A 21901-nucleotide genomic window follows, 5' to 3' on the forward strand; every position below is an offset into this window, starting at 1 on the left:
AGCAAAATTTAGAACTTAGGTAAAATTTTACGAGAATTTGTATGGCAAAGATAGCTTTTTCTGAAAGAGCGAAAAAATTTCCTGTGGAAAAGTTAAAACAATGGTTTACAGACAATAAGCGTAGCTTCCCTTGGAGAGACAATCCCTCACCATATAATGTCTGGGTTTCTGAAGTTATGCTTCAGCAAACTCGAGCAGAGGTGGTAGTAAATTATTTTATTGAATGGATGAAGAAGTTCCCTACTATAGAATCTTTAGCTATAGCTAATGAAGAGGATGTAATCAAAGCGTGGGAAGGATTAGGTTATTATACTCGGGTACGAAATCTGTTACACGGAGCACGCATGGTTATGAAGGATTTCGGGGGACAACTCCCCGATGATCCTTTGGATTTAATGCAGATAAAAGGATTAGGTCCCTATACAGTACATGCGATTTTAGCTTTTGCTTTTAAAAGAAGAACGGCGGCGGTGGATGGCAATGTTTTGCGGGTAATTAGTAGGGTATTTTTAATAGATGCTTCCATAGATTTAGAATCTACTAAAACTTGGGTATTTAGAACTGCTTTATCTCTTTTACCCGCTAAAGATCCCCAAGTGATAGCCGAAGCTTTGATAGAGCTGGGAGCTTGTATTTGTAAACGGGCTCCAAAGTGTGAAATTTGTCCTTTAAAAGCTATATGTGGAGCTTACAAAGAGGGCAAGCAAAAATCTTTACCCATACGTCATGCAAGGAAAAAAGTTGTTACGTTGTTCCGTTGGGTAGCGATTATTTTGTATGAAGATTTTATTGTTCTTGAGCAGAGGAAACCCGAGGAGATGATGGCCGGTTTATATGAATTTCCTTATATAGAGGTTGAGTCTTTTGATGATCTTTCGGATATAGAAGTACTTATTCAAGAAATGGAGGAGTATGTGGAAGCTCCCCTAATATTTTCTGGAGAATTAGAAGAACAACGTCATGCATTTACTCATTATAAGGTCCGTCTCATTCCAAAAATTTTCCATGCAAAATCTAAACCTAAATTGAAGCTCCTGTATCCTTTAGATACTATGGATTCCTTACCTTTCTCTTCTGGACATAGGAAAATCAAAGCTTGGTTATTAGAGAATCCTTATACTATTTCTAATCCTGAACTTATAAAGGTTTAAAGTTCATGAAAAACATAGACTTTTCTCAATTGATAGAACTTGTTAGAAAAATGGTCTCAGATGGTATCTGTCCTTGGACAGATCGTCAGGATTTTGATTCTATATTAAATTATCTTCTTCAGGAGTGTAAGGAACTTTCTGAAGCTGTTCATGAGGGGCATTCTGTTAAGGAAGTCACCTCAGAAGCTGGTGATGTCCTTACCCTTGCATTTTTATTATGTTTTAAGATGGAATTTCTAGGAATGTCTTCTCTAGATGCGATCATTGATGAAGCCGTTGCTAAAATTCGTCGTCGTGCTCCCCATGTTATTAATCCCAGTAAAACAATTTCTTATGAGGAAGCAAGGAGGGTTTGGGCTCTTGCTAAACTCGAAGAAAAGAACAAATAATAGAAATTTTACTAGAGGCTTTCTTCTTTAGTAAAATTCATCGAGTGTGATATCAAAGAGCAGTAAGTTGGGGACCTTTTAAGAGAAGAGACCTACGAATCGGGTCAGGACTGGAAGGTAGCAGCCCTAAGAAGTGCTTTCTTTTGCTAGAAGTGTTTCTCCAACTTACTCTTTTTCCTTAGAATACTTTATACCGATAACATTCCGATATTCGTCACATTGAATAGTATATGCAATACTATAGGTGCAGCGATATGACGTTCCTTTTCATAAAGAAATCCAGTAAATAAAGAAAAAATTAAAAGAACGGGAACAAATACCAAACTTCCCCAAGAATGTTCTACATGGGTAAGAGCAAAAATTACCGAAGAATACAAAAGAGCATAAACCCGATTCATTTTGTTTTTTAGAAAAGTTTGTAGAAAACCTCTAAAGAATATTTCCTCAGCAAAAGGAATTAAAATTCCTAAGCTTAGAATAAATCCACGATCATATACCGTAGATGTCAGGGTGTCTTGGACTTCTTGAGTAAGCGTTTGTTCTTGTAAGGCTTCCATTGGTAAAACGAGCGCCAGCGCCTTATTCAGCACTAAACCAACGATTTGAGTAATAGGGATAACGATAATCCACATCCGTATAGCAGAGAATATTGCCCTTAAAAATGTCGCCTGAGGCTTATTTCCTGAATAAATTACACTACGTGTAACTTCAATAGGTAAACCTAAAAGATAAAAGATATACGCACACGCTAGAAAGATTCCGTGTAATGATCGCGCAGCGACATCTGAATGTACTCCTGTAATGAAAGGAAGTAATCCTGGAAGAAACAAAAGAACAATTCCGACGAGAATATGTCGTAGTTGTAATGGAGTTTTCTCTGAGGGTTTTGGCCAGGTGAAAAAGTTTCTTGATACGACAGCTGCTAAAGCTAGAAATACAAGAAGAAATAACCAAGAATGCATCATAAATTACGAATAATTTGCACAGACATAGCCTTCAACTCTGGCAACAACTTCTCGAAATAAACGATGGTGCATAAGACCCATAGGTGTAGAATCAAAATGTTTCGTTTGCCATCCATAACGATGATAATCGCTAGCTGTTGTAGCAAGAGGCTGGCTAGATTCAATGATCTCTTGATAGATCATTGAAACCTTGTTATGACGAATATCGAAAACACGAACACGAACAGATGCAGTTATAGAGTCGTGGCCAAACATATCTTGTGATGTTTTCTGCTCTAGAAGTTCTGTAGCTATGATGAATTCTGCAGGGAGAAATTCAACGATTGCTTGCGAAGAAAACTCAGGAACTACAGGAGCATAAAATTGTGAAATAACTTGTGGAGATGCAGAATGTTTAATTAGAAATAATCTTTCAGAAGAATGAAATCTTTTACTGATTTCTTGGGTGAATTCTGCTTGCAAATTCCATGGAAGTACTTCGGAGACTTTCCCAGAACGGTAAAATACCGGCAACATAGCAACAACACCTTTTGCCTTACTTCCTGATTTGTAAAGCTTAGGATGGTAGCTCCCCGATACTGGTAGAGAACAGCTAGATAGGTTTATAGACAAAAGTCCACAAGAAACTAATAAGAGGAGTTTTCGCATAATTGCTGTCCTTACATTGACGAATACCATACGCTCGGGTATTGAATTTTACTTTTATAAAGCGACCCATTCTTTTGCAGAGGTCCATATTTTCCTATGGATGGGGCAGCTGAGTTATTGTTCCTGTTAAGTTATAACAAAGAAAAAAATAAAAACAAGTCCCGAAATCATAGCAAATCTTGACTTCATTCCCGTAAGTTTTTCTTACTTTACCTGAGAAATAGACTCTTGCTGGTGATGCGAACAAGGACAGTCCCATTCCTTAGGAATGAGCGTGCATCCTGGAATTAATAACGCAGGAGATGAGAATACAAGAATAGAAAGAAACCATTTCATTACTATACTTATCCTTACATTGTCTTTTTCTATTTGTTCATAATAGTAAGAATGGTTTTATGCAAAGTCTATTTATACATTTGCTTAGAAGAGAACCAGAGTTTCTAAGATATATTTAGGAGATTCGATCTAGGATGATCAAAAAAATGCCTGTAAGATTACAGGCATAAGATTTATAAAATCCATCCTAGGTTACATCAAAGTTATAACTCAGGCTAGTTATCATTTTGAGAAGTGTTTACTTCTTTATTCTCAGTATTAGAAGATTCATTTTCTTTTACTTCAGGAGTTGGTGATCCACTACTGGGTTTAGTCTCTAGAGATTTTCTAATATCTTCTGCATCTAATTTTCTCGGAGCTGGCAATTTAGACTCTAGATGAGAGCGATATTGATGAATAGCTATTAATAAAACTATAGTACAAAGTATTGCACCTACAGGTAGAGCCCAAAGGCCGTTGATTCCAAAGACAATAGCACAGATGATGCCAATTGCAGCGAGCAATGCAGCAGCTATTATAGTAACGATAGCTAGGATGTTCGATCTTTTTATTTTTTTCTCAGTGCTTGAAATGAGTTTGTCTAAATCAGATTGTTGCACTGAAGTAGGAAATTCAGGACTGGTTTTTTGAATTGGAGATGAAGGTACAGATGACATAATTTTCACCTAAATTAGTGTTGATTTCGGGTATTTTAGGAGAAAGTGTGATTTAAGTCTTTTAATTAGTGTAGCTTGCTTAATTTAATCCATTTTTAAGAGAAATAATACAGTAATTAAAGAGGATTTTTCCAATTTCACTAACTTCTCTTATTGTTCACAATTTCAAGAACATGCCCCGGCTATTAGCATGCTGGATTGAATTTTTTTAAAGCTATAAAAAATTGGGAAATAAAAAAGGAACCGTAGATATGTATCTAGGTTCCTTAACATTTTTAAAAATACGCAGAAATATCTCTACGATTGTCCAAGAAGTTCTGCTCCCAAATTTGTCTTAAAGTCTGGCTCAGTGTTAGCAAATCCTGTTACTGGACCTTTGGTAGATTCGCCAAAAGGTACAAAGGATAGTTTAGGCCGGGCTCTATAAATTACCAGAACCAAAAGTACAGAGATAACTAGCGTGATTACAGGTATAGCCCATAGACCTGCAATTCCGGTAACAATGGCGGCTGCTATACCTGCAGTAGATATTAATGCAGCAGCAATAATTGTAAGAGCAGAGAGCGCTTTTACTTTTCTTAATCCTCTCTCATATGCTTGAGGAGAAAGAAATGGTTTCTGTTGCACCTCAGTTCTGCTGACTAATGAGTCTGTTGAAGATGTTGAAGACAATGACATGCTTTTAACCAAAAAAATTAAAACTATTACGCTTAGTATTTTAGTATAAAATTCTTTTTAAGTCTTTCATTTATGTGTATTTAATTTAATTAATCACTCGGAAACATATAAGAATATTCTATAGGCATCCCTTGTTCTTTAACTATTACAATTGTTAAGTTTGTGTTAGGATTTTTATCAGAAAATTCTTGAATAGCTGCCACAAGAGCAGATTTTGCGGCCTGTAGATTAGGATTATCCATAGGGAGGTCCTCAGCGTCATAGCGATCTTTTCGGTCTGCCTCAGAAAATAATAGCGGGATTTGTACCATAGTCGCTGGTATCTCTCCGGAAACAGCTTCTTCGAAACATTTTATATAGGTTTCTTTACATAAGTGGAAAGCTGCTCCGGGGTTATAGTATTCCGAAGTTAAGGGATTGTAAACGTGAGAAAAGTAGAAGGGTAAACCAGTGTTTGGAGAGTTTCTTTCCCCCTTAATAGTTTCCCAGATACATTTTTTTGAACAGGTTCCCGGAGTTAAAATGCCAGCATTTAAAGTTTCTTTCGCTTTATTCCAGCAGTCTGGGCTTACAATGTCGTAAAAGGCATAACGCCCCCAAAATAAGTCTGATCTATTTATCTCCAAGTCAGAGGGATTTACCATCATTAATGTGCATTCTGAAGTTGTTCTGGGTTGAGTGACATCACCAACAGTTGAAATTAGGATAATTCCTGGATTGCTATTTAGTTGCCATACCGCCTGTTGTACGCTATCTGGAAGAGGGCGTATTTTATGGGGTAGACTACGCCACCGAGGTTCTGACCAATGGGTTGTTAATAGATAATTGTAGCTAGGTATGGTAAAAGGTTTGAGAATAAGAGATTTTCCCTTAGAAGAGTTGTCTTCTCTATAGAGCAATCCTCGATGGGGGAGAGAAGAGAGTCGCATCTCTGTTCCAGAAGATGTCTTTGTATTTATAAAATCTAAAAGACAGCACAGAATGATGAGGCAAAATGCTAGAGACAAAATTATAATATATGCCACGGGAGGGAAGGCTACGGCAGAGATAGTTCCCGCTAAAGTCAAAACTCCTGCAAGGATTAGAACGTAGGCTACGACGTTTTTTCTCTGTCTCCTTAATAATTGAGTACAGGTTTTAGATGAATTAGTGGGAGATGGAGGTTCCTTTAATGTTAATGGTATTGGGTGTACAGACATTTGAGATGCTAGATCTTATAAATTATTTTTCTTCATTGAATTTTGTGTAAAAGATTTCAGAATTTAACTAACCATCTGCTTTATGGGTTAATAATTATAACTCATGTTTTTTTATTTTAGCTAATTATCATTTGCTTATATGTGAAAAAATCAGAAAAAATTTAAATATAAAAATTTCTCTAAATATTGTCGTTTTGGTATATCCCAGTGAGAATACCAAATTATAATTTTCTATTGATTGACCTGATCAGCTTCAGAAAATCTCTAATTTTTTTATCTACATTTAATGATTTATAGTTTTCATGCAAAATACTGTAAATTTTGATTATTTTGGTCTTAGCGATATAGGAATGGTTCGCTCCAGAAACGAGGATTTTTGGCAGGTAAATCTTTCCTCTAGAGCTGTTGCTATTGCAGATGGAATGGGAGGATGCTTAGGAGGCGATGTAGCGTCTCACGAAGCAATTTTTAGCTTAATGGAGCTTATTGATGCTAGACAGTCCCAACTGGCAGAGTTTAAGGATGACCAATACCGAGAGATGTTAAGAATAATCCTTTCCAAGGTTAATGGTTTAATTTATGAACATGGTCTCATGGAATCGCGTCTTCAAGGTATGGGAACCACATTAAGTTTTATGCAGTTTCTTAGGGAAAAAGCCTGGTTACTTCATGTTGGAGATAGCAGGATTTATCGTTTGCGTGGTGAGGAGCTTTCTTGTTTGACAGAAGATCATTCTCTAGCAAATCAGTTAAAAAATCGTTATGGACTTTCTAAACAATCGGATAAGGTGTATCCTTATCGGCATATTCTGACTAATGTTTTGGGAAGTCGTCCCCATGTGATCCCCGATATTCGGGATGTTTCCTATGAAAAAGAAGACTTATTTGTCTTTTGCTCAGACGGCTTGACAAACATGGTTTCTGATGCAGATATGCGGGATATTTTACTTCAAACTACGACTCTAGAAGAAAGCGGGAATATTTTAATCTCTCTAGCAAATAGTCGTGGGGGATCTGATAATGTTACCGTGGTGTTAGTCCGAATACAATAGTATCCGATTTAAGGAACTTTGTAATGATCTACTTGGATAATAACGCCATGGCTTCCCTAGAGCCAGGTCTTTTGCAATTTTTACAGCGACTCTTTTGTGAAGGGATTTATGCCAATCCCTCGAGCGTACATAGTGCCGGAAAAAAATCTCGAAAGATCATTCATGAAACTACAGCGTTAATTCAGAAGACTCTTTCTTTTTCTGGGCAGGTAATTTATACCGCAAGTGCTACAGAAAGTCTAAATTTGGCCATTGCTAGTCTTCCTAAGGGAAGTCATGTGATTACTTGCAGCTGCGAACATCCTGCAATAATAGAGCCTTTGAGAAATGCTCATCTTTCCGTTTCGTATTTAGATCCCCAGCTTGGAAATTGTACGATTCTTCCAGAGCAAATAGAAGCCGCTATTACACCGACAACCTCCGCACTCGTATTGGGATGGGTAAATAGCGAAATCGGTGCAAAAATAAATATAGAAGCTATTGCTACGATTGCTAAGCAGCATAACTTACAATTTATTGTAGATGCCACAGCTATTATTGGTAGGGAGAAGGTGATTATCCCTAAAGGCGTCACTATGCTTGCCTTTAGTGGACATAAGTTTCACGCTTTATCAGGAATAGGCGCTCTTCTTATCTCTCCAGGAGTGAAGGTTTCTCCTTTATTGTGGGGCGGTGGTCAGCAAGGGGGTATGCGTTCAGGAACAGAGAATCTTTGGGGAATTGCTTCACTATATTATATCTTTAATATACTCGATATAAAACAGGAAGAAATTGCTTCAACGATAGTACAATATCGTGACTACTTTGAAATATCTTTGAAGAAGCGTATTCCCGAGATTAGAATTCATTGCGAGAACCAGTCTCGTGTGAATAACGTTTCCGCTATTGCTTTCCCCCCACTAGAAGGTGAGGTTATGCAAATAGCTTTAGACGTTGAAGGTATAGCCTGTGGTTATGGATCGGCATGTTCTTCTGGGGCAACTACAGCTTTTAAATCCTTAGTCTCTATGAAAATTGATCAGGACATATCTCTAGCTACGTTACGATTTTCTTTCTCTCATTTGCTAACACAAGAAGATCTTGATTTAGCCATAGAGAAGATCGTAAAGGTAAGTACACATTTAAGAAATGCTTGGTAGAGCTACGAAAGTAGATTTTTAATAGAGACGCTTTTAATACCATACAACGATACTTCTTTAACCTCTAGAAGGAGATTATCAGTAATTACCGATGTTCCAATTTCTGCAGGAGTATCTAACAATTGTAGAACTAACTGCGCTAGAGTTTCTACGCCATAACGCGTAAGCTCAATTCCCAACTCTTTCTGTAGATCTTTTAATGGTGTATTCCCAGGAAATGTTCTTTCTATCAAAGAGACAGTTTTAGGCTTTAATTGGGCAATATTTGACGTATTAAATAGGATTTTAAAAATCGCATTTAAGCTGAGAATACCCATGGGTTCTCCAGAAGAATTCAATACGACAGCTACGCTAGAACGGTTGTCTCTAAACTCTTTTAAAATGCGTATTAGTTTAGATTTCGCTGTGATGAACCATGGTGAATGGAGGTTGTGAATCAATGCATCTTCAGGATTTTTATTTACAAAATCTTTAGGCAGCGCTATCCCTATCACATTTTTGCGTACCTTATGATATACAGGGATGAACTCCATATCAGTATTTTTTATCTTACGACATAAATCCTTCACATTTGCAGTGGAGGGTAACATCGTTACCAGATCTAAGGGTTGGCATACTTGATCTGCAGACGTCGCACTTAAAGAAAAAATATTTGTAGCAATAACATTAAAATCTTGTTCTTCATGATGTGTTTCTAAAGCTTTTTGAAATTCATCACGACTTAATGTTGAGTTGAGTTTCTCCTTCTTGATTTTGAGAAGATAGTAAATTCCTTCTGTAAGACTCCCTATAAACTGAATTAATGGATAAAACAGATAATGAGAATAATACAATATAGGAGCGCCCCAAAGCGCTAACCTCTCAGGAATTTTACGTGATATCGTTAAAGGAAAAAGCTCAGCAAAAATCACGACAAGAAAAATCTGAGTAAAAGGGGCATAGTCCGGAGAGAAACCTAAAGCCTTATAACAATTTCTAGCTGATTCTGAACCGATTTGAAGGGCTATGTTTACTCCAAGCATTACCGTTCCAAATAGACGATAAGGACGGCGAATAAGAAAATTAATATAGCGCGCTTTCTTATGATCTTTTGTTAGATAATATTGTAGTCGTACACGATTGAAGGAAACACAAGCCATTTCCATCATAGAATAGAATCCTTGAAGGACAATACATAGAAAATTGACCCCAAGCCAAAAGAAAGGAGAATCAGTCATGCATTTTCCTTATATATACTCGGCGTATACGATTGGGAGCAGCATCTAAAACTTGAAACATAAGATTATTCCAAGTGAGCTTGGTTCCCGTGATTGGAATAGATTCCATCTGTTCAGTTAACCATCCTCCTAAAGTCGCACTATTATTATTTGTGGGGAGATTGATATTAAAAATCTCACTAAGATCACTGAGTTCTAAAGTGCCTGCTGCAATAATAACATCTTTCCCAGACATTGTATAAAGAACTTTTTCACTTCGTTGATCTATGATCTCACCAGAAACAATCTCAAAGAGATCTTCTTGAGTAATTAATCCTTCAATAGAACCATATTCATCAATGATCATTCCTAACGTTTCATCTTCAGCAGCAAGGTGACATAAAGCAGTTTTTGCCGATATTGTCTCAGGCATGTAATAAGGCTTATTCAATAAAGGCAAAAGATCTTCAGATGACTGTAAAGGTTTACCATAAAGTAGCAAGGTTTTTGCTGTGCAAATTCCTAATAGGTTTTGTAAATTATCATTACATACAGGAACTCGTGAACAATGTTGCTGAGAAAATAAATTATAAAGATTATCCAGAGGCGTTTGAATATCATAGAACAAAACATCCTGACGAGGTTTCATACGCTCTTTAACACTACAATCACTAAGAGATAAATAACCATATAGCAGGCGACTTTCATCCTGATTAACAACACCAAAATCTTTGCAACTTTGTAAAACCTCTTTCAGTTCTTGAGGTTGGATAATATCCAATTTCTGAGATGAAAGAATCCATTGTACAATATAGTTAATTCCGCTGATTGCCCAGTAAAGTAAAGGTCGAAGAACCTTTGTAAATACTAGGATAAGAGGAGCAACAAAGGAGGCAATCTGTGTATTAAAAGGAAGAGCAACAGCTTTAGGCAAAATTTCACATAAAATCAAAGTTAAAGCTAAGGGGAAGCCGACAATGAGTAGCCATGAAGCTTTATCACCAACAAGTATGGCTACGCAGTTTTGAATCCCAATATTTAATCCAATATCAAGGAAGATTAGAGTGATAAGTAAATGGTGGGGATGAGAGAGTAGCGAAGCTACTAGCTGCTGCTTTTTATATCTAGAACGCTTGTAATGAGAAATTAACGAAGTCGGAAGAGAAAAAAGTGCTATCTGTGATAATGAAATAAATCCAGAACACAGGGTAAAACATATGATCAAAAGAATCAGTATAGTAGAAATCATACCCTTGTCTCAATCCATGTTCTTCGATTCTATAATCGGAGAGAAACATACTTTAGTATAGCCTTTAGGAATTAAGCCTAATCTACGAATCAAAGCAGATTCAATCACTGCAGGATCATCCCAATGTTGGATATGCAACCGAAGCTCTTTTTGCTCTTTTTCAGCATAAAGGATTTTCTCCTGAAGTCCTGATACACGATTTTGTAAACGCCTTTCCTCTTGTTTCAATTCATGAATAGCACGATCATACGTAAATCCACTAATAAGCATGCAGAGGATTAACCACCACGAGTTAACCACAATTTCTTCAAGGCATTTCTGCCAGTGAACTTTTTGCATTTTCAAACTTTAAACGAAAGGAACAGTAATTCCCTGCTGTTTTTGATACTTACCTTTCCTCTCGGCGTAAGAAACTTCACACATCTCGTCTGCTTCAAAAAACAGAACCTGTGCTATTCCCTCGTTAGCATAAATTTTTGCTGGTAGGGGAGTAGTGTTAGAAATTTCTATGGTAACGTATCCTTCCCATTCAGGTTCAAAAGGGGTTACATTAACAATGAGTCCACAACGTGCATATGTAGATTTTCCTATACACATTGTTAAGACATTTCTTGGAATACGAAAATACTCTACACTATGGGCAAGAGCAAATGAATTCGGAGGAATAATACAAACATCATCAGTAATAGAAATAAATGTATCTTCTGTAAAATGTTTAGGATCAACGAGAGAGTTATAAACGTTAGTGAAAACTTTAAATTCTCGAGACAAACGAAGATCATAACCGTAGCTAGATAAACCGTAGCTGATTAATTTCTCTCCCGTTTCTGCGTCTGTATTTACTTGACCATCTGCGAAAGGCTCGATCATTCCATGAGCCAATGCCATTTTACGGATCCATTTATCTTCTTTAATGCTCATTTAGAAACCTTAATAGTTAGATTCTATAGAACGTTTTCGTAGTATTTTTTGACTATAGAACTGTTATTTTTAGCCATGCATGAAATACAATTCTCTATACGATAATAGAATACATCTTTTGTCGGTATATGCAAATACCTAAAAAATTCAAAGGTCTTTTAACTTTTAAAATAAAATACCCTGTCTTTCTGAGGAGAAGAACATTGTATTTGATGCGATTCTAGAGCGATGTTAGATAATACTATAAGAAAAAGGCAAATCTTATTTTCTTTGAAGATTTTTTTAATTGCTTGTAACGATTAAGAGTAATTTCGTAAGTTTCCTTTGTTTAGAGAGAGTTTATTTAATTAGTTTTATCTGAAACTTCGTAAGCTATTGTTCTTATTTTTTTCAGGATTAGTTGTGTTGACTCTATAGAATTAGCATAGGTATAACAACATTGGTGTATCAATAGAATATAAGATGAAATCTCAGAAAATAGAGACCGCGCTTCTTTTCGAAGATTATTTTAAAGAGGTAGCAGTAACATAGTTGATATAAATTTCTTAGGAGACAGAAATTCCTATCCTTTGTGAGACTAAGGGAAATTCGGTAATATATGACACATCAGGTATCTGTCCTACATCCAGATAAAAAGTTTGATATTTCTTTACGGCCTAAGGGTTTAAAGGAGTTTTGTGGTCAAGCACAACTCACGGAACGTTTAGAATTATTTCTCAATGCTGCTGTACAACGGGGAGAAGTTCCCGGGCATTGTCTCTTTTTTGGCCCTCCAGGATTAGGAAAAACTTCTCTTGCCCATATTGTTGCTCATACTGTGGGGAAAGGACTTGTCGTTGCTTCAGGACCCCAACTTGTTAAACCATCCGATTTATTGGGATTACTAACAAGTTTGCAGGAAGGTGATGTTTTCTTCATTGATGAAATTCATCGTATGGGAAAAGTTGCTGAAGAATATTTATATTCTGCAATGGAAGATTACAAGATCGATATTACTATTGATTCAGGTCCTGGTGCGCGATCCGTTTCTGTAGATCTTGCTCCTTTTAGTTTGGTTGGAGCTACAACACGTTCTGGAATGTTAAGCGAACCTTTGCGTGCACGTTTTTCATTTACTGGTAGGATGTCATATTATTCTGACGAAGATTTAACAACAATTCTTAGGCGATCTTCTAATTTATTAGGAATTGATGCAGATGCTTCCGCTCTGCATGAGATTGCTAGAAGATCTAGAGGAACACCTAGATTAGCCAATAATCTCTTGCGTTGGGTACGAGATTTTGCTCAAATGCGTGAGGGTAATTGTATTAATAGTGACGTAGCCGAAAAAGCTTTGGCTATGCTATTAATAGATGATTGGGGATTAAATGAGATTGATATTAAACTCCTCACCACAATAATAGATTATTATCAGGGTGGCCCTGTGGGAATTAAAACTTTATCAGTGGCCGTAGGAGAAGACATCAAAACCTTAGAAGATGTATATGAACCTTTCTTGATTTTGAAAGGTCTACTAAAGAAAACATCTCGAGGAAGAATGGTTACTCAAATTGCTTACAATCATTTGAAAAGGTGTTCAGACAACTTGCAGAGTTTAGGAGAAGAAAAGTGAAGATATTGAAGTACATCCTTTTAGGACTTTCCTTCAGTATGGGCGTAACCGGTTATGCAGAAGTTAAGGTTTCTGATACTTTTATGGTTCAACCTATTGTTTCTGAACCTAAGATTCGTGTTCTTCTTCTGAAAGAAAGTACTACAGCTTTAATAGAAGCTAAAGGTCCTTATCGCCTTTATGGAGATCAGGTATTGCTGCAACAATCACCCCAAGGTTTACGTTGCGCAGCTCATGCACTTTATGGTGGAGTTCGTTGGGGAGAAAACTTTCCCGGAATTCAATGTTTGAAAATAGAACCTATTGATGGTTCTGCATCGCTATTTGTAAATGGATTACAATATAAAGGTGCTCTTTATATTCATAAAACAGATAAACATTGTATTGTTGTAACTAATGAACTAACTGTTGAAGAGTATCTTAAATCCATTCTTTCTACAAAATATCTTAAAGAATTAGATAAAGAAGCTTTATCAGCATGTGTAATTTTAGAAAGAACTGCTTTGTACGAAAGGCTTCTTGCTAAGAGTCCTCAAAATTTTTGGCATATCGTTGGAGCTGAAGATAATTATGCTGGCTATGGAGCCACGCGACAATTTTATGGTGTTGAAGACGCTGTAGATTGGACATCACGATTGATTGTTGATAATCCTGAAGGATTAACTATCGACGCTGATGGCTTACTTAAAGCTAATGTAGATCGTCTTGCTGTAGAAGGTTATAATGCCCGTCAAATCCTTGAAAAATTCTACAAAGATGCTGATTTTGTAGTTATAGAATCTTGGAATGACGAAGCTAACGAAATTAGTTAGCATTATTTGCGTAGCTAATAGCGACTAACATCATATAAGAATCTAAAGTTGTTTTTCTTGACAAGTTCTGTGATATGAATCCAGAGGAACTATCTGCTATTTTCTGATAAGGAAGAAAATTCTCTCTTAATTTTGGTAAATGTAGTTCAATTTTTTCTTCTCCCGCGTAAAACGCTACAAATAAGCTATATTTTGAGTGCTTAAGCTCATAAGCTAGAAATTTGCTAGGATCCCATTGTATAGGGTTTGCATTGGCATCAAGCCAGGTGATATTTTCCTGAGTAAGAAATCCTTTATTGAAGATTTCTTTATGCTGTTTTCTAAAACGAATAGCACTACAAACAAAATCCGTAAGAGAAGTATTTTTAGATAATTCATCCCAAAGAAAATGATTGGCATCGGTATCTAGTGCCCAACGATTATTATTCCCTTGTGCTGTATGACCATATTCATCTCCCGATTGTAGCATAGGAATGCCTTGAGATAGGAAAAGTGTTAACAAGAAATTACGCATCTGACGTTGACGTAATGCAATAATTTTTGGATCTTTGGTTTCCCCTTCTTTCCCAAAATTATAACTGTAGTTTGCATTACTTCCGTCGCGATTGTTCTCTCTATTTTCTTCATTATGTTTATGGTTATAGGAAACTGTATCACGTAAAGTAAATCCATCATGACTACAAATATAATTAATTGAATTACATGGAGAACCTTGAGGATAGAGATCCTGGGATCCAGAAATTCTTGAGGCAAAAGTGCCAATAAGATGCTGATCTCCATTTAAAAAGGATTTTACGGTGTCGCGATATTGGCCATTCCATTCGCTCCAACGTAGGCTTAAGGTAGGGAAATAACCTACTTGATACAGGCCAGCAGCATCCCAAGGTTCAGCAATAATTTTTGTTTCAGAAAGCACGGGATCATAGCTAATAGCATGTAAAATAGGTGAAAAGGGAACAGGATGTCCTAGTGGATCACGTGAGAATATAGAAGCAAGATCAAAACGGAATCCATCTACATGCATTTCTTGAACCCAATAATGTAAGGAATCTAAAATCCATTGCGTAGTAGGTGTATGATTAGTATTTACCGTATTTCCACATCCTGAATAATTGGCAAATTCTCCTTGGGAATTCACTATGTAGTAGGAAGGGAGATCTATCCATGGCAAAGGACATGTCGTGTTTTCTAGTCCCGTATGATTAAAAACAACATCAAGAATTACCTCGATGCCTGCTTTATGTAGAGCTTTTACTAGAGTTTTAAATTCTCGAATTGGTGCACAGGGGTCTGAGCCATAGGCGTAACGTCTACAAGGAGAGAAAAAGTTTACCGAAGAATATCCCCAATAATTGCAAAGATAAGGGGGATTGGCATTTTGGAAAGGATGATACGTTTCATCGAATTCGAAAATAGGAAGGAGTTCAATAGCATTGACACCAAGCCTTTTTAGATAATCTATCTTCTCAATAATTCCTAAGAAAGTCCCTGGATAACGTACTTTGGAAGAATTATTCCAAGTAAATGAACGCACGTGCATTTCATAAATAATTGATTCTTCTTTAGGTAAATTAAGACAGCGATCTCCTTCCCAAGAAAACTCTTCATTTTTTAAATAACTAAAGGCATAGTCTCCAGAAGTTTTTATAGAACCAAAAATTTGAGGAGAACGAAGGTTTTTTGCATAAGGATCAGAAAGGTATTGTTTAAAATCAAACTTAGTTGTTGTGCTTGTAGGGCCGTCTACACGAAAAGCATAAGACCATTGATCCGAAATTCCTTCTACCTCTATATGCCAGATGGATCCTGTACGGTTTGCTTTATGCGATAAAACGATTTCCTGAATACGGAAATGTTTATCGGCAAGAGCAAGAATTACTTGAGTAGCTTGCGAAGAAAACAACGCAAAACGATAGCGATTAGAAGAAAGCTGAGTAGCTCCCAGGGGTAGTGGAGAGCCTGGATAAAAACTGATTTTGCCCATTGTCAACTCGATAGCACAATGGGTTGAGAAAAACAAGAAAGTTTTTGATTTTAAGTCTTTGAAATCGTTTACTAACAAATCTATAATATGTTAACTTAGAGAAATAATAATTATCACAAGGAGATTCCCTCATGTCCAGGCAAAATGCTGAGGAAAATCTAAAAAATTTTGCTAGAGAACTAAAGCTTCCCGACGTGGCTTTTGATCAGAACAATACGTGCATTTTGTTTGTTGATGGCGAATTTTCCCTTCACCTCACTTACGAAGAACATTCTGATCGTCTGTATGTTTATGCTCCCTTGTTAGACGGTTTGCCAGATAATACTCAAAGAAAGTTAGCTTTGTATGAAAAGCTTTTAGAGGGGTCTATGCTTGGCGGACAAATGGCGGGTGGTGGCGTTGGAGTTGCTACTAAAGAACAGCTCATTTTGATGCACTGTGTTTTAGATATGAAATATGCTGAGACAAATCTTTTAAAAGCATTTGCTCAATTGTTTATTGAAACTGTAGTGAAATGGCGAACTGTTTGTGCTGATATTTGTGCAGGTAGGGAACCTTCTGTAGATACTATGCCTCAAATGCCTCAATCTGGTGGTAGCGGAATACAGCCTCCTCCTACAGGAATTCGTGCGTAACTTGATCCAGGGTGCGTCACACGTCTTTTTCTACACGGCAAAGACGCTCCTTGTTCTTAAATATATTTTCAATTTTTATAAAAAGTGCGATACGCCTTTTAAATCTTTTTTGGTTAGATAATTCTACGATGTAAATCGTGGATGGATGCTTTTGTTTGTTCTTGATTTTTTTAAGTGTCCTCTACTGTTCTTTTTTCTTGTTTTCCAACGACTCATATTGACGATATTACTTCGCAGATGTATAACACATTGTCTCGTGATATTAGCTTCTAAGACAAGCTGACCAGAACCATGATGGAGGTTTAGGTCGTAGGCTATACCTAACTAGATATTTAAATAGGTATTTCGTATTTGAGTATTCTTATATAGATAATGCAAAATACTTCTCGAATAAACTCCAGGTAGAAGTTTGAATTTATTGAAAAATGACAATTAGCGTGATTTTCTCGATCAATCCGTGGTATGTGTATGAGCGTCTTTTGTTGTATCTCTGAGGGTATTAAAGGAGCTTTATTAAGTAAGACTACTTAATAGAAGTCAGATTTCAGAACCTTTAGGCTTTAGCCTTGTAGGTATGTCAGATTTTCGCAATATTAAAATGGCAATATAGCTTTTGCTCACGATAAGCAAGGAAGCGTTGGCTCTAAAGGAAATTCAATAGGTGATTTTATGATGTTTGGTTATTTTGTCGGTTATTTAGGAGCAGATCCTGAAGAAAGAATGACCTCAAAAGGTAAACGCGTAGTCGTATTACGTCTAGGTGTAAAATCTCGCATAGGAACTAAAGATGAAACTGTGTGGTGTAAATGTAATGTTTGGCATAACCGTTATGATAAGATGCTCCCTTATTTGAAAAAAGGATCAGGAGTAATTATCGCCGGGGATATCTCTGTAGAAAGTTACATGAGCAAAGATGGAACTCCGCAATCTTCTTTGGTAATTAGTGTTGATACAATTAAATTCAGTCCATTTGGCAGAAGTGAATCTCGCTCTCCATCAGCTGAAGATAACACAGCTCAAGTATCTTATGACAATGTATCCGTAGGATTTGAAGGAGAAAGTTTGGATGCTGAAGCTATAGCAGATAAAGATATGTATGCCGGCTATGGTCAAGGTCAGCAATATGTATCCGAAGATGTGCCTTTTTAATGGCTAACGAAATAACGATTTTTATAAAGAGGTAATTGTGGTTCTATTTCATTCTCAAGCGTCTTGTAGTAAACGTCTTAAAGCTGATGCAATTATTCTTCCTTTTTGGAAGTCTAAAGATAAGGTCAGGTGTGCAGCTTCAATCGCAAAAGAATATGAATCACTTTATCAAGTTGCTTTAGAAAACTTCTCAGCGAAGAGTGGGGAAGTTGAGCTTATTTACAGCTGTGGACAAGGAAAAGAGAAACGTCTCGTACTTCTAGGACTAGGAAAAAATGAAGAGTTAACTTCCCAAGAAGTTTTAGAAGCTTATGCTAAAGCAACTCGCATGTTGCGAAAAGCAAAATGTACAACTGTGAATGTTGTACTTCCTACAATTTCCGAATTACGTATTTCTGTGGAGGATTTCCTTACGAATCTCACCTCAGGGATTCTATCTTTGAACTATAATTATCCTAAGTATACTAAGGAGTCGTCAAATGATCCTTTGTTGACTAAAGTCAATGTATTGGGAATTGTTCCTAAGATTGCGGATAGAATTTTTAGAAAAGAAGAAAATATTTTTGAGGGTGTTTATCTGACGCGAGATCTTGTGAATGGTAACGCTGATGAGGTAACTCCTCAGAAATTAGCAAATATTGCTAAAGGGTTGGCTAAAGAATTTCCCAGCGTTGATGCTAAGATTTTAAATAAGGATGCTATCCTTAAAGAAAAAATGGGTCTTTTAGCTGCTGTTGCTAAGGGATCTGCTGTAGACCCTTGTTTTATCGTTTTAAGCTATCAAGGTAAACCAAAGTCTAAAGATCACACCGTACTCATTGGAAAGGGTGTAACTTTTGATTCTGGAGGCTTAGATCTTAAGCCAGGCAAAGCTATGTTGACTATGAAAGAAGATATGGCTGGCGCTGCTACAGTATTAGGTGTTCTTTCGGGAATAGCTGCTTTGGAGCTTCCCGTAAATGTTACTGCTATTATTCCTGCTACAGAAAATGCTATAGATGCTGCTTCTTATAAGATGGGAGATGTCTATGTAGGTATGTCAGGATTATCGGTAGAGATCGGCAGTACAGATGCTGAAGGACGCTTAATACTCGCAGATGCAATGACTTATGCTTTAAAACATTGTAAACCTACCAGAATTATTGATTTTGCTACATTAACGGGGGCAATGGTCGTCTCTTTAGGAGAAGACGTTGCTGGATTCTTCTCTAATAATGATGTATTAGCTCAAGATCTTTCCGAAGCTTCTTCAGAAACTAGCGAAGCTTTATGGCGTCTTCCTCTTGTTGAGAAATATGACAAAGCTTTGCATTCTGATATTGCTGATATGAAAAATATTGGTAATAACCGTGCAGGAGCCATTACTGCAGCACTTTTTTTAAAACGTTTTCTTGAAAATCAACCGGTAGCTTGGGCACATTTAGACATCGCAGGTACTGCATATCGTGAAAAAGACGAAGATCTCTATCCAAAATATGCTTCTGGTTTCGGTGTTCGTTGTCTTATTTATTACATAGAAAAGTTTTTATCTAAGTAATTGTTTTTAAGTTTCTTCTAGTTTAGTAATGCGTATTTGTTTTTAAATTATTAAAAATAAATGCGCGTTTTATTAAAGTTTTTTCAATTTCCTGCCGATAGATGAGGTAAGTAATTACCTGTCTAATTAGGGGAAATGAAAATGTTAGGAGTACAAAAGAAACGTAGCAGCAAGAAAACAGCTACTAAAGCTGTTCGTAAACCTGCTAGAAAAGCTGCTGCTAAGAAGACTGCTACTAGGAAGCCTGCTGCTAGAAAGACAGTTCGTAAGACAGCTGCTAAGAAAACTACAGCTCGCAAAACAGTTAGAAAAACTACAGCTCGCAAGACTGTAGCTAAGAAGACTGCTACTAGGAAGCCTGCTGCTAAGAAAACAGTTCGTAAGACAACTGCTAAGAAAACTACAGCTAGTAAAACAGTTAGAAAAACTACAGCTCGCAAGACTGTAGCTAAGAAGACTGCTACTAGAAAGCCTGCAGTTAGAAAAACAGTTCGTAAAACAGCTGTTAAGAAAACCACAACAGCCCGCAAGACTGTAGCCAAGAAAACTACTGCTAAAAAGCCTGCAGTTAGAAAAACTACTGTTCGTAAGACAGCTGCTAGAAAGACAGTAGCAAAACCTGCTGTGTCATGCCACAAGCATCATAAACATACAGCTTCTTGCAAGCGTGTATGTTCTTCTTCAGCTAAAAGAAGATGTGGTTCTAAAAGCCGTGTGCGTACAGCTCATGGTTGGCGTCAACAGTTAATGAAACTTGTTTCCCGATAGGAAGTAGTTTTGTTAGACGATGGTGAACGGTAAGGGTGTAAACCTCTTACCGTTTTTTTATCTACATCGTAGATTCTATAGAGACTCCCTCTGTACAGTTAGAGTAGTAATAGGTATAGTAACCTCTACGCGTATCTGTTCTAGGAGGTTCAGGAGATGCAAGAGTACACTTGCTTCCAAGATTTTTCTCAATTCTATAAGGAAAAGTCTCCTGCGCTTACAGTCATTGGCTCAAATTCTGAAGAAGATAAGAGTGTATGTATTGAGCTTCTTATTTCAGGGAAAATTCAAGAATTTGATGCTTCAGGATTAACAATCAGCGACTTATCAAAATGGACAGAATCCTATGGGTTATTTGCCTCTAAGGAGGTAATTTCTATTTTCCAAACTGAGAAGTTATCACAACAAATTCGAGATTTTCTTATTCGCTATGCAAAAAATCCTCATCCACATCTCTCCATATTTCTATTCACTACGAAGCAATCGTGTTTTCAATCTTTACGTAAAGAGCTAGCTTCCACAGTTTTTTTATCGTTATTTAGTGAGTGGCAATCGGACAGAGAGAAGCGTATGATGGTTCTTCTCTCTCAGAAAGCTTCATTTTTAGGAGTGACGTGCTCTTTAGCTTTAGCCTCGGCATTTATTAAGAAGTTCCCTCAGGGAGATATGTATAATCTTCTCGGAGAATTTCATAAATTACTTTGCTATATAGGGAAAAAACCCACACTAGAGTACAGAGATATTGAAAACTTTGTAGTGAAAAAAGAACAAGTATCTCTATGGAAATTACGTGATGCTATTTTGCAGAGGAATACCTTAGAAAGTCAGGCATTGCTCCAAGCTTTGCTTCATGAATATGGAGAGGACCCTTTAGGATTGATAGCTTTTCTTCGTAGTCAATGTTTATACGGTTTGCGTAGTTTAGAAGAAGAAACAGGAGATAGGAAACACCGGTTTTTTATTTCCTACGGGAAAGAACGACTCCATCAAGCACTTAGTCATTTATTTTATGCCGAGAGTATTATTAAGAATAATGTCCAAGACTCTATAATAGCTGTTGAGACTTTGCTGATTAGGATGACGAATTCATGACTTTGTATATTTTCCCAAATACTTTAGGTAATCGACGTGTGGACCTTCTACCTGCAGTTATCGGAGAAATTATTCCGAAGCTCCAAGGTTTGATTGCAGAGAGTGATCGTGGGGGACGTACATTTCTTAGTCTCTGGAAAGTACAAGAAACGCATAAATTCCCTATTGCGGTATTAAATAAAAACGATCGTTCTGTAAAAGCTTGGGATTTCTATCTTGAGCCTATCATAAAAAAACAAGAAAATTGGGGATTAGTTTCTGATTCAGGACTTCCCTGTATTGCAGATCCTGGAGCAGGACTCGTGCGTCGTGCTCGTGCTCTTAACTTATCTATTCAGGCGTTTTCAGGCCCCTGTTCTATAACTCTAGCATTGATGTTGTCAGGATTACCTGGGCAGAATTTTACTTTTTTAGGGTACCTTCCGCAAAATCCTAAGGATAGAGCACGTTGTATAAAGAGTAGCTCTGGAAAACAACATACGCAAATATGTATAGAAACGCCATACCGTAATGTGCATACGTTCCAAGCATTATTAGAAACTCTACCGGGATATGCTGAGCTATGTGTAGGTGTGGATATCACCGGAGATCAAGAATTTGTTTCTACAAGATCGGTAGATACTTGGTTGCGCTCTACAGATCTTGATAAGGTAACTGAACGAATTACAAAGACACCGGTGATTTTTCTATTTCATACTCCGAGATAATCTCTCGTATGGAAATTGAGATAGAA

At 36.9% G+C, this 21901-nt stretch carries 23 protein-coding genes and 1 other RNA gene; 13 read left to right on the forward strand and 11 right to left on the reverse strand.

Going from position 1 to position 21901, the window contains the following annotated elements; translation table 11 throughout:
- Positions 1–41 precede the first annotated feature (41 nt).
- The 3 genes from mutY to ffs all read left to right on the forward strand — a co-directional run bounded on the left by mutY (position 42) and on the right by ffs (position 1707).
- Positions 42–1151: an A/G-specific adenine glycosylase gene (gene mutY / locus O1W69_RS04105; RefSeq protein WP_375793294.1), complete on the forward strand. Its 1110-nt coding sequence runs from the start codon at positions 42–44 to the stop codon at positions 1149–1151.
- Between the two features lie 5 nt (positions 1152–1156).
- Positions 1157–1540: a MazG nucleotide pyrophosphohydrolase domain-containing protein gene (locus O1W69_RS04110; protein WP_375793295.1), complete on the forward strand. Its 384-nt coding sequence runs from the start codon at positions 1157–1159 to the stop codon at positions 1538–1540.
- Positions 1541–1606: 66 nt separating this feature from the next.
- An RNA gene (ffs, locus tag O1W69_RS04115) (signal recognition particle sRNA small type) lies at positions 1607–1707 on the forward strand.
- A gap of 21 nt (positions 1708–1728) precedes the next feature.
- Here the strand turns inward: ffs and O1W69_RS04120 are convergent.
- From O1W69_RS04120 to O1W69_RS04145, 6 genes are all read right to left on the reverse strand, one after another.
- Entirely contained in the window at positions 1729–2505 is a 777-nt protein-coding gene (locus O1W69_RS04120) for a lysostaphin resistance A-like protein (RefSeq protein WP_375793296.1), read from the reverse strand.
- Positions 2506–2508: 3 nt separating this feature from the next.
- Entirely contained in the window at positions 2509–3153 is a 645-nt protein-coding gene (locus O1W69_RS04125) for a CT253 family lipoprotein (RefSeq protein ID WP_375793297.1), read from the reverse strand.
- A gap of 204 nt (positions 3154–3357) precedes the next feature.
- Positions 3358–3489, reverse strand: coding sequence for a hypothetical protein (locus O1W69_RS04130; protein WP_375793298.1), 132 nt, complete (start codon positions 3487–3489; stop codon positions 3358–3360).
- A gap of 215 nt (positions 3490–3704) precedes the next feature.
- On the reverse strand, positions 3705–4145 hold the full coding sequence (locus O1W69_RS04135) for a hypothetical protein (protein WP_375793299.1): 441 nt from the start codon (positions 4143–4145) through the stop codon (positions 3705–3707).
- Positions 4146–4442: 297 nt separating this feature from the next.
- Positions 4443–4823 carry a hypothetical protein gene (locus tag O1W69_RS04140; RefSeq protein WP_375793300.1) on the reverse strand — a complete coding sequence of 127 codons (381 nt, stop codon included), beginning with the start codon at positions 4821–4823 and terminating at the stop codon, positions 4443–4445.
- Positions 4824–4912: 89 nt separating this feature from the next.
- Positions 4913–6022, reverse strand: a complete 1110-nt coding sequence (locus tag O1W69_RS04145) for a hypothetical protein (protein ID WP_375793301.1) — start codon at positions 6020–6022, stop codon at positions 4913–4915.
- Positions 6023–6324: 302 nt separating this feature from the next.
- On the opposite strand from O1W69_RS04145, the gene O1W69_RS04150 reads away from it, so the two are divergent.
- Positions 6325–7074, forward strand: coding sequence for a PP2C family protein-serine/threonine phosphatase (locus O1W69_RS04150; protein ID WP_375793302.1), 750 nt, complete (start codon positions 6325–6327; stop codon positions 7072–7074).
- A 23-nt stretch (positions 7075–7097) separates the two neighbouring features.
- Complete coding sequence (locus tag O1W69_RS04155; RefSeq protein ID WP_375793303.1) at positions 7098–8213, forward strand: cysteine desulfurase family protein; 1116 nt, start codon at positions 7098–7100, stop codon at positions 8211–8213.
- A gap of 2 nt (positions 8214–8215) precedes the next feature.
- Here the strand turns inward: O1W69_RS04155 and O1W69_RS04160 are convergent, their stop codons facing one another.
- The 4 genes from O1W69_RS04160 to dcd are packed head-to-tail and all read right to left on the reverse strand — an operon-like array spanning position 8216 to position 11579.
- Entirely contained in the window at positions 8216–9430 is a 1215-nt protein-coding gene (locus O1W69_RS04160; RefSeq protein WP_375793304.1) for a CNNM domain-containing protein, read from the reverse strand.
- Entirely contained in the window at positions 9423–10658 is a 1236-nt protein-coding gene (locus O1W69_RS04165) for a hemolysin family protein (RefSeq protein WP_375793305.1), read from the reverse strand. Before O1W69_RS04165 ends, O1W69_RS04160 begins: the two co-directional genes overlap by 8 nt.
- Before the next feature lie 9 nt (positions 10659–10667).
- Complete coding sequence (locus O1W69_RS04170) at positions 10668–10997, reverse strand: hypothetical protein (protein ID WP_375793306.1); 330 nt, start codon at positions 10995–10997, stop codon at positions 10668–10670.
- 9 nt (positions 10998–11006) lie between these two features.
- Entirely contained in the window at positions 11007–11579 is a 573-nt protein-coding gene (gene dcd / locus O1W69_RS04175; protein WP_213240719.1) for a dCTP deaminase, read from the reverse strand.
- 598 nt (positions 11580–12177) lie between these two features.
- On the opposite strand from dcd, the gene ruvB reads away from it, so the two are divergent.
- Positions 12178–13191: a Holliday junction branch migration DNA helicase RuvB gene (ruvB, locus tag O1W69_RS04180; RefSeq protein WP_375793307.1), complete on the forward strand. Its 1014-nt coding sequence runs from the start codon at positions 12178–12180 to the stop codon at positions 13189–13191.
- Positions 13188–14003 carry a SpoIID/LytB domain-containing protein gene (locus tag O1W69_RS04185; protein WP_375793308.1) on the forward strand — a complete coding sequence of 272 codons (816 nt, stop codon included), beginning with the start codon at positions 13188–13190 and terminating at the stop codon, positions 14001–14003. Before ruvB ends, O1W69_RS04185 begins: the two co-directional genes overlap by 4 nt.
- On the opposite strand, the gene O1W69_RS04190 is transcribed toward O1W69_RS04185, so the two are convergent.
- Complete coding sequence (locus O1W69_RS04190) at positions 13996–15987, reverse strand: glycogen debranching protein (protein WP_375793309.1); 1992 nt, start codon at positions 15985–15987, stop codon at positions 13996–13998. The genes O1W69_RS04185 and O1W69_RS04190 overlap by 8 nt on opposite strands.
- Before the next feature lie 131 nt (positions 15988–16118).
- On the opposite strand from O1W69_RS04190, the gene O1W69_RS04195 reads away from it, so the two are divergent.
- The 6 genes from O1W69_RS04195 (at position 16119) to O1W69_RS04220 (ending at position 21875) form a co-directional block, all read left to right on the forward strand.
- Positions 16119–16622: a type III secretion chaperone Slc1 gene (locus O1W69_RS04195; RefSeq protein WP_375793310.1), complete on the forward strand. Its 504-nt coding sequence runs from the start codon at positions 16119–16121 to the stop codon at positions 16620–16622.
- Positions 16623–17291: 669 nt separating this feature from the next.
- The gene (locus tag O1W69_RS04200) at positions 17292–17771 is read left to right on the forward strand and encodes a single-stranded DNA-binding protein (protein ID WP_375793311.1); all 480 of its coding nucleotides are present in this window, start codon (positions 17292–17294) and stop codon (positions 17769–17771) included.
- Between the two features lie 37 nt (positions 17772–17808).
- Entirely contained in the window at positions 17809–19308 is a 1500-nt protein-coding gene (locus O1W69_RS04205) for a leucyl aminopeptidase (protein ID WP_375793312.1), read from the forward strand.
- A 141-nt stretch (positions 19309–19449) separates the two neighbouring features.
- Positions 19450–20076, forward strand: coding sequence for a histone H1-like repetitive region-containing protein (locus O1W69_RS04210; RefSeq protein ID WP_375793313.1), 627 nt, complete (start codon positions 19450–19452; stop codon positions 20074–20076).
- 156 nt (positions 20077–20232) lie between these two features.
- A complete protein-coding gene (locus tag O1W69_RS04215) occupies positions 20233–21168 on the forward strand; it encodes a DNA polymerase III subunit delta (protein WP_375793314.1) in 936 nt (311 codons plus the stop codon).
- Entirely contained in the window at positions 21165–21875 is a 711-nt protein-coding gene (locus tag O1W69_RS04220; protein WP_375793315.1) for an SAM-dependent methyltransferase, read from the forward strand. Before O1W69_RS04215 ends, O1W69_RS04220 begins: the two co-directional genes overlap by 4 nt.
- Positions 21876–21901: the final 26 nt, after the last annotated feature.

Origin of the sequence: Chlamydia sp. 12-01, assembly GCF_042234205.1 — a bacterium.
In the GTDB taxonomy this organism is placed as follows: Bacteria; Chlamydiota; Chlamydiia; order Chlamydiales; family Chlamydiaceae; genus Chlamydia.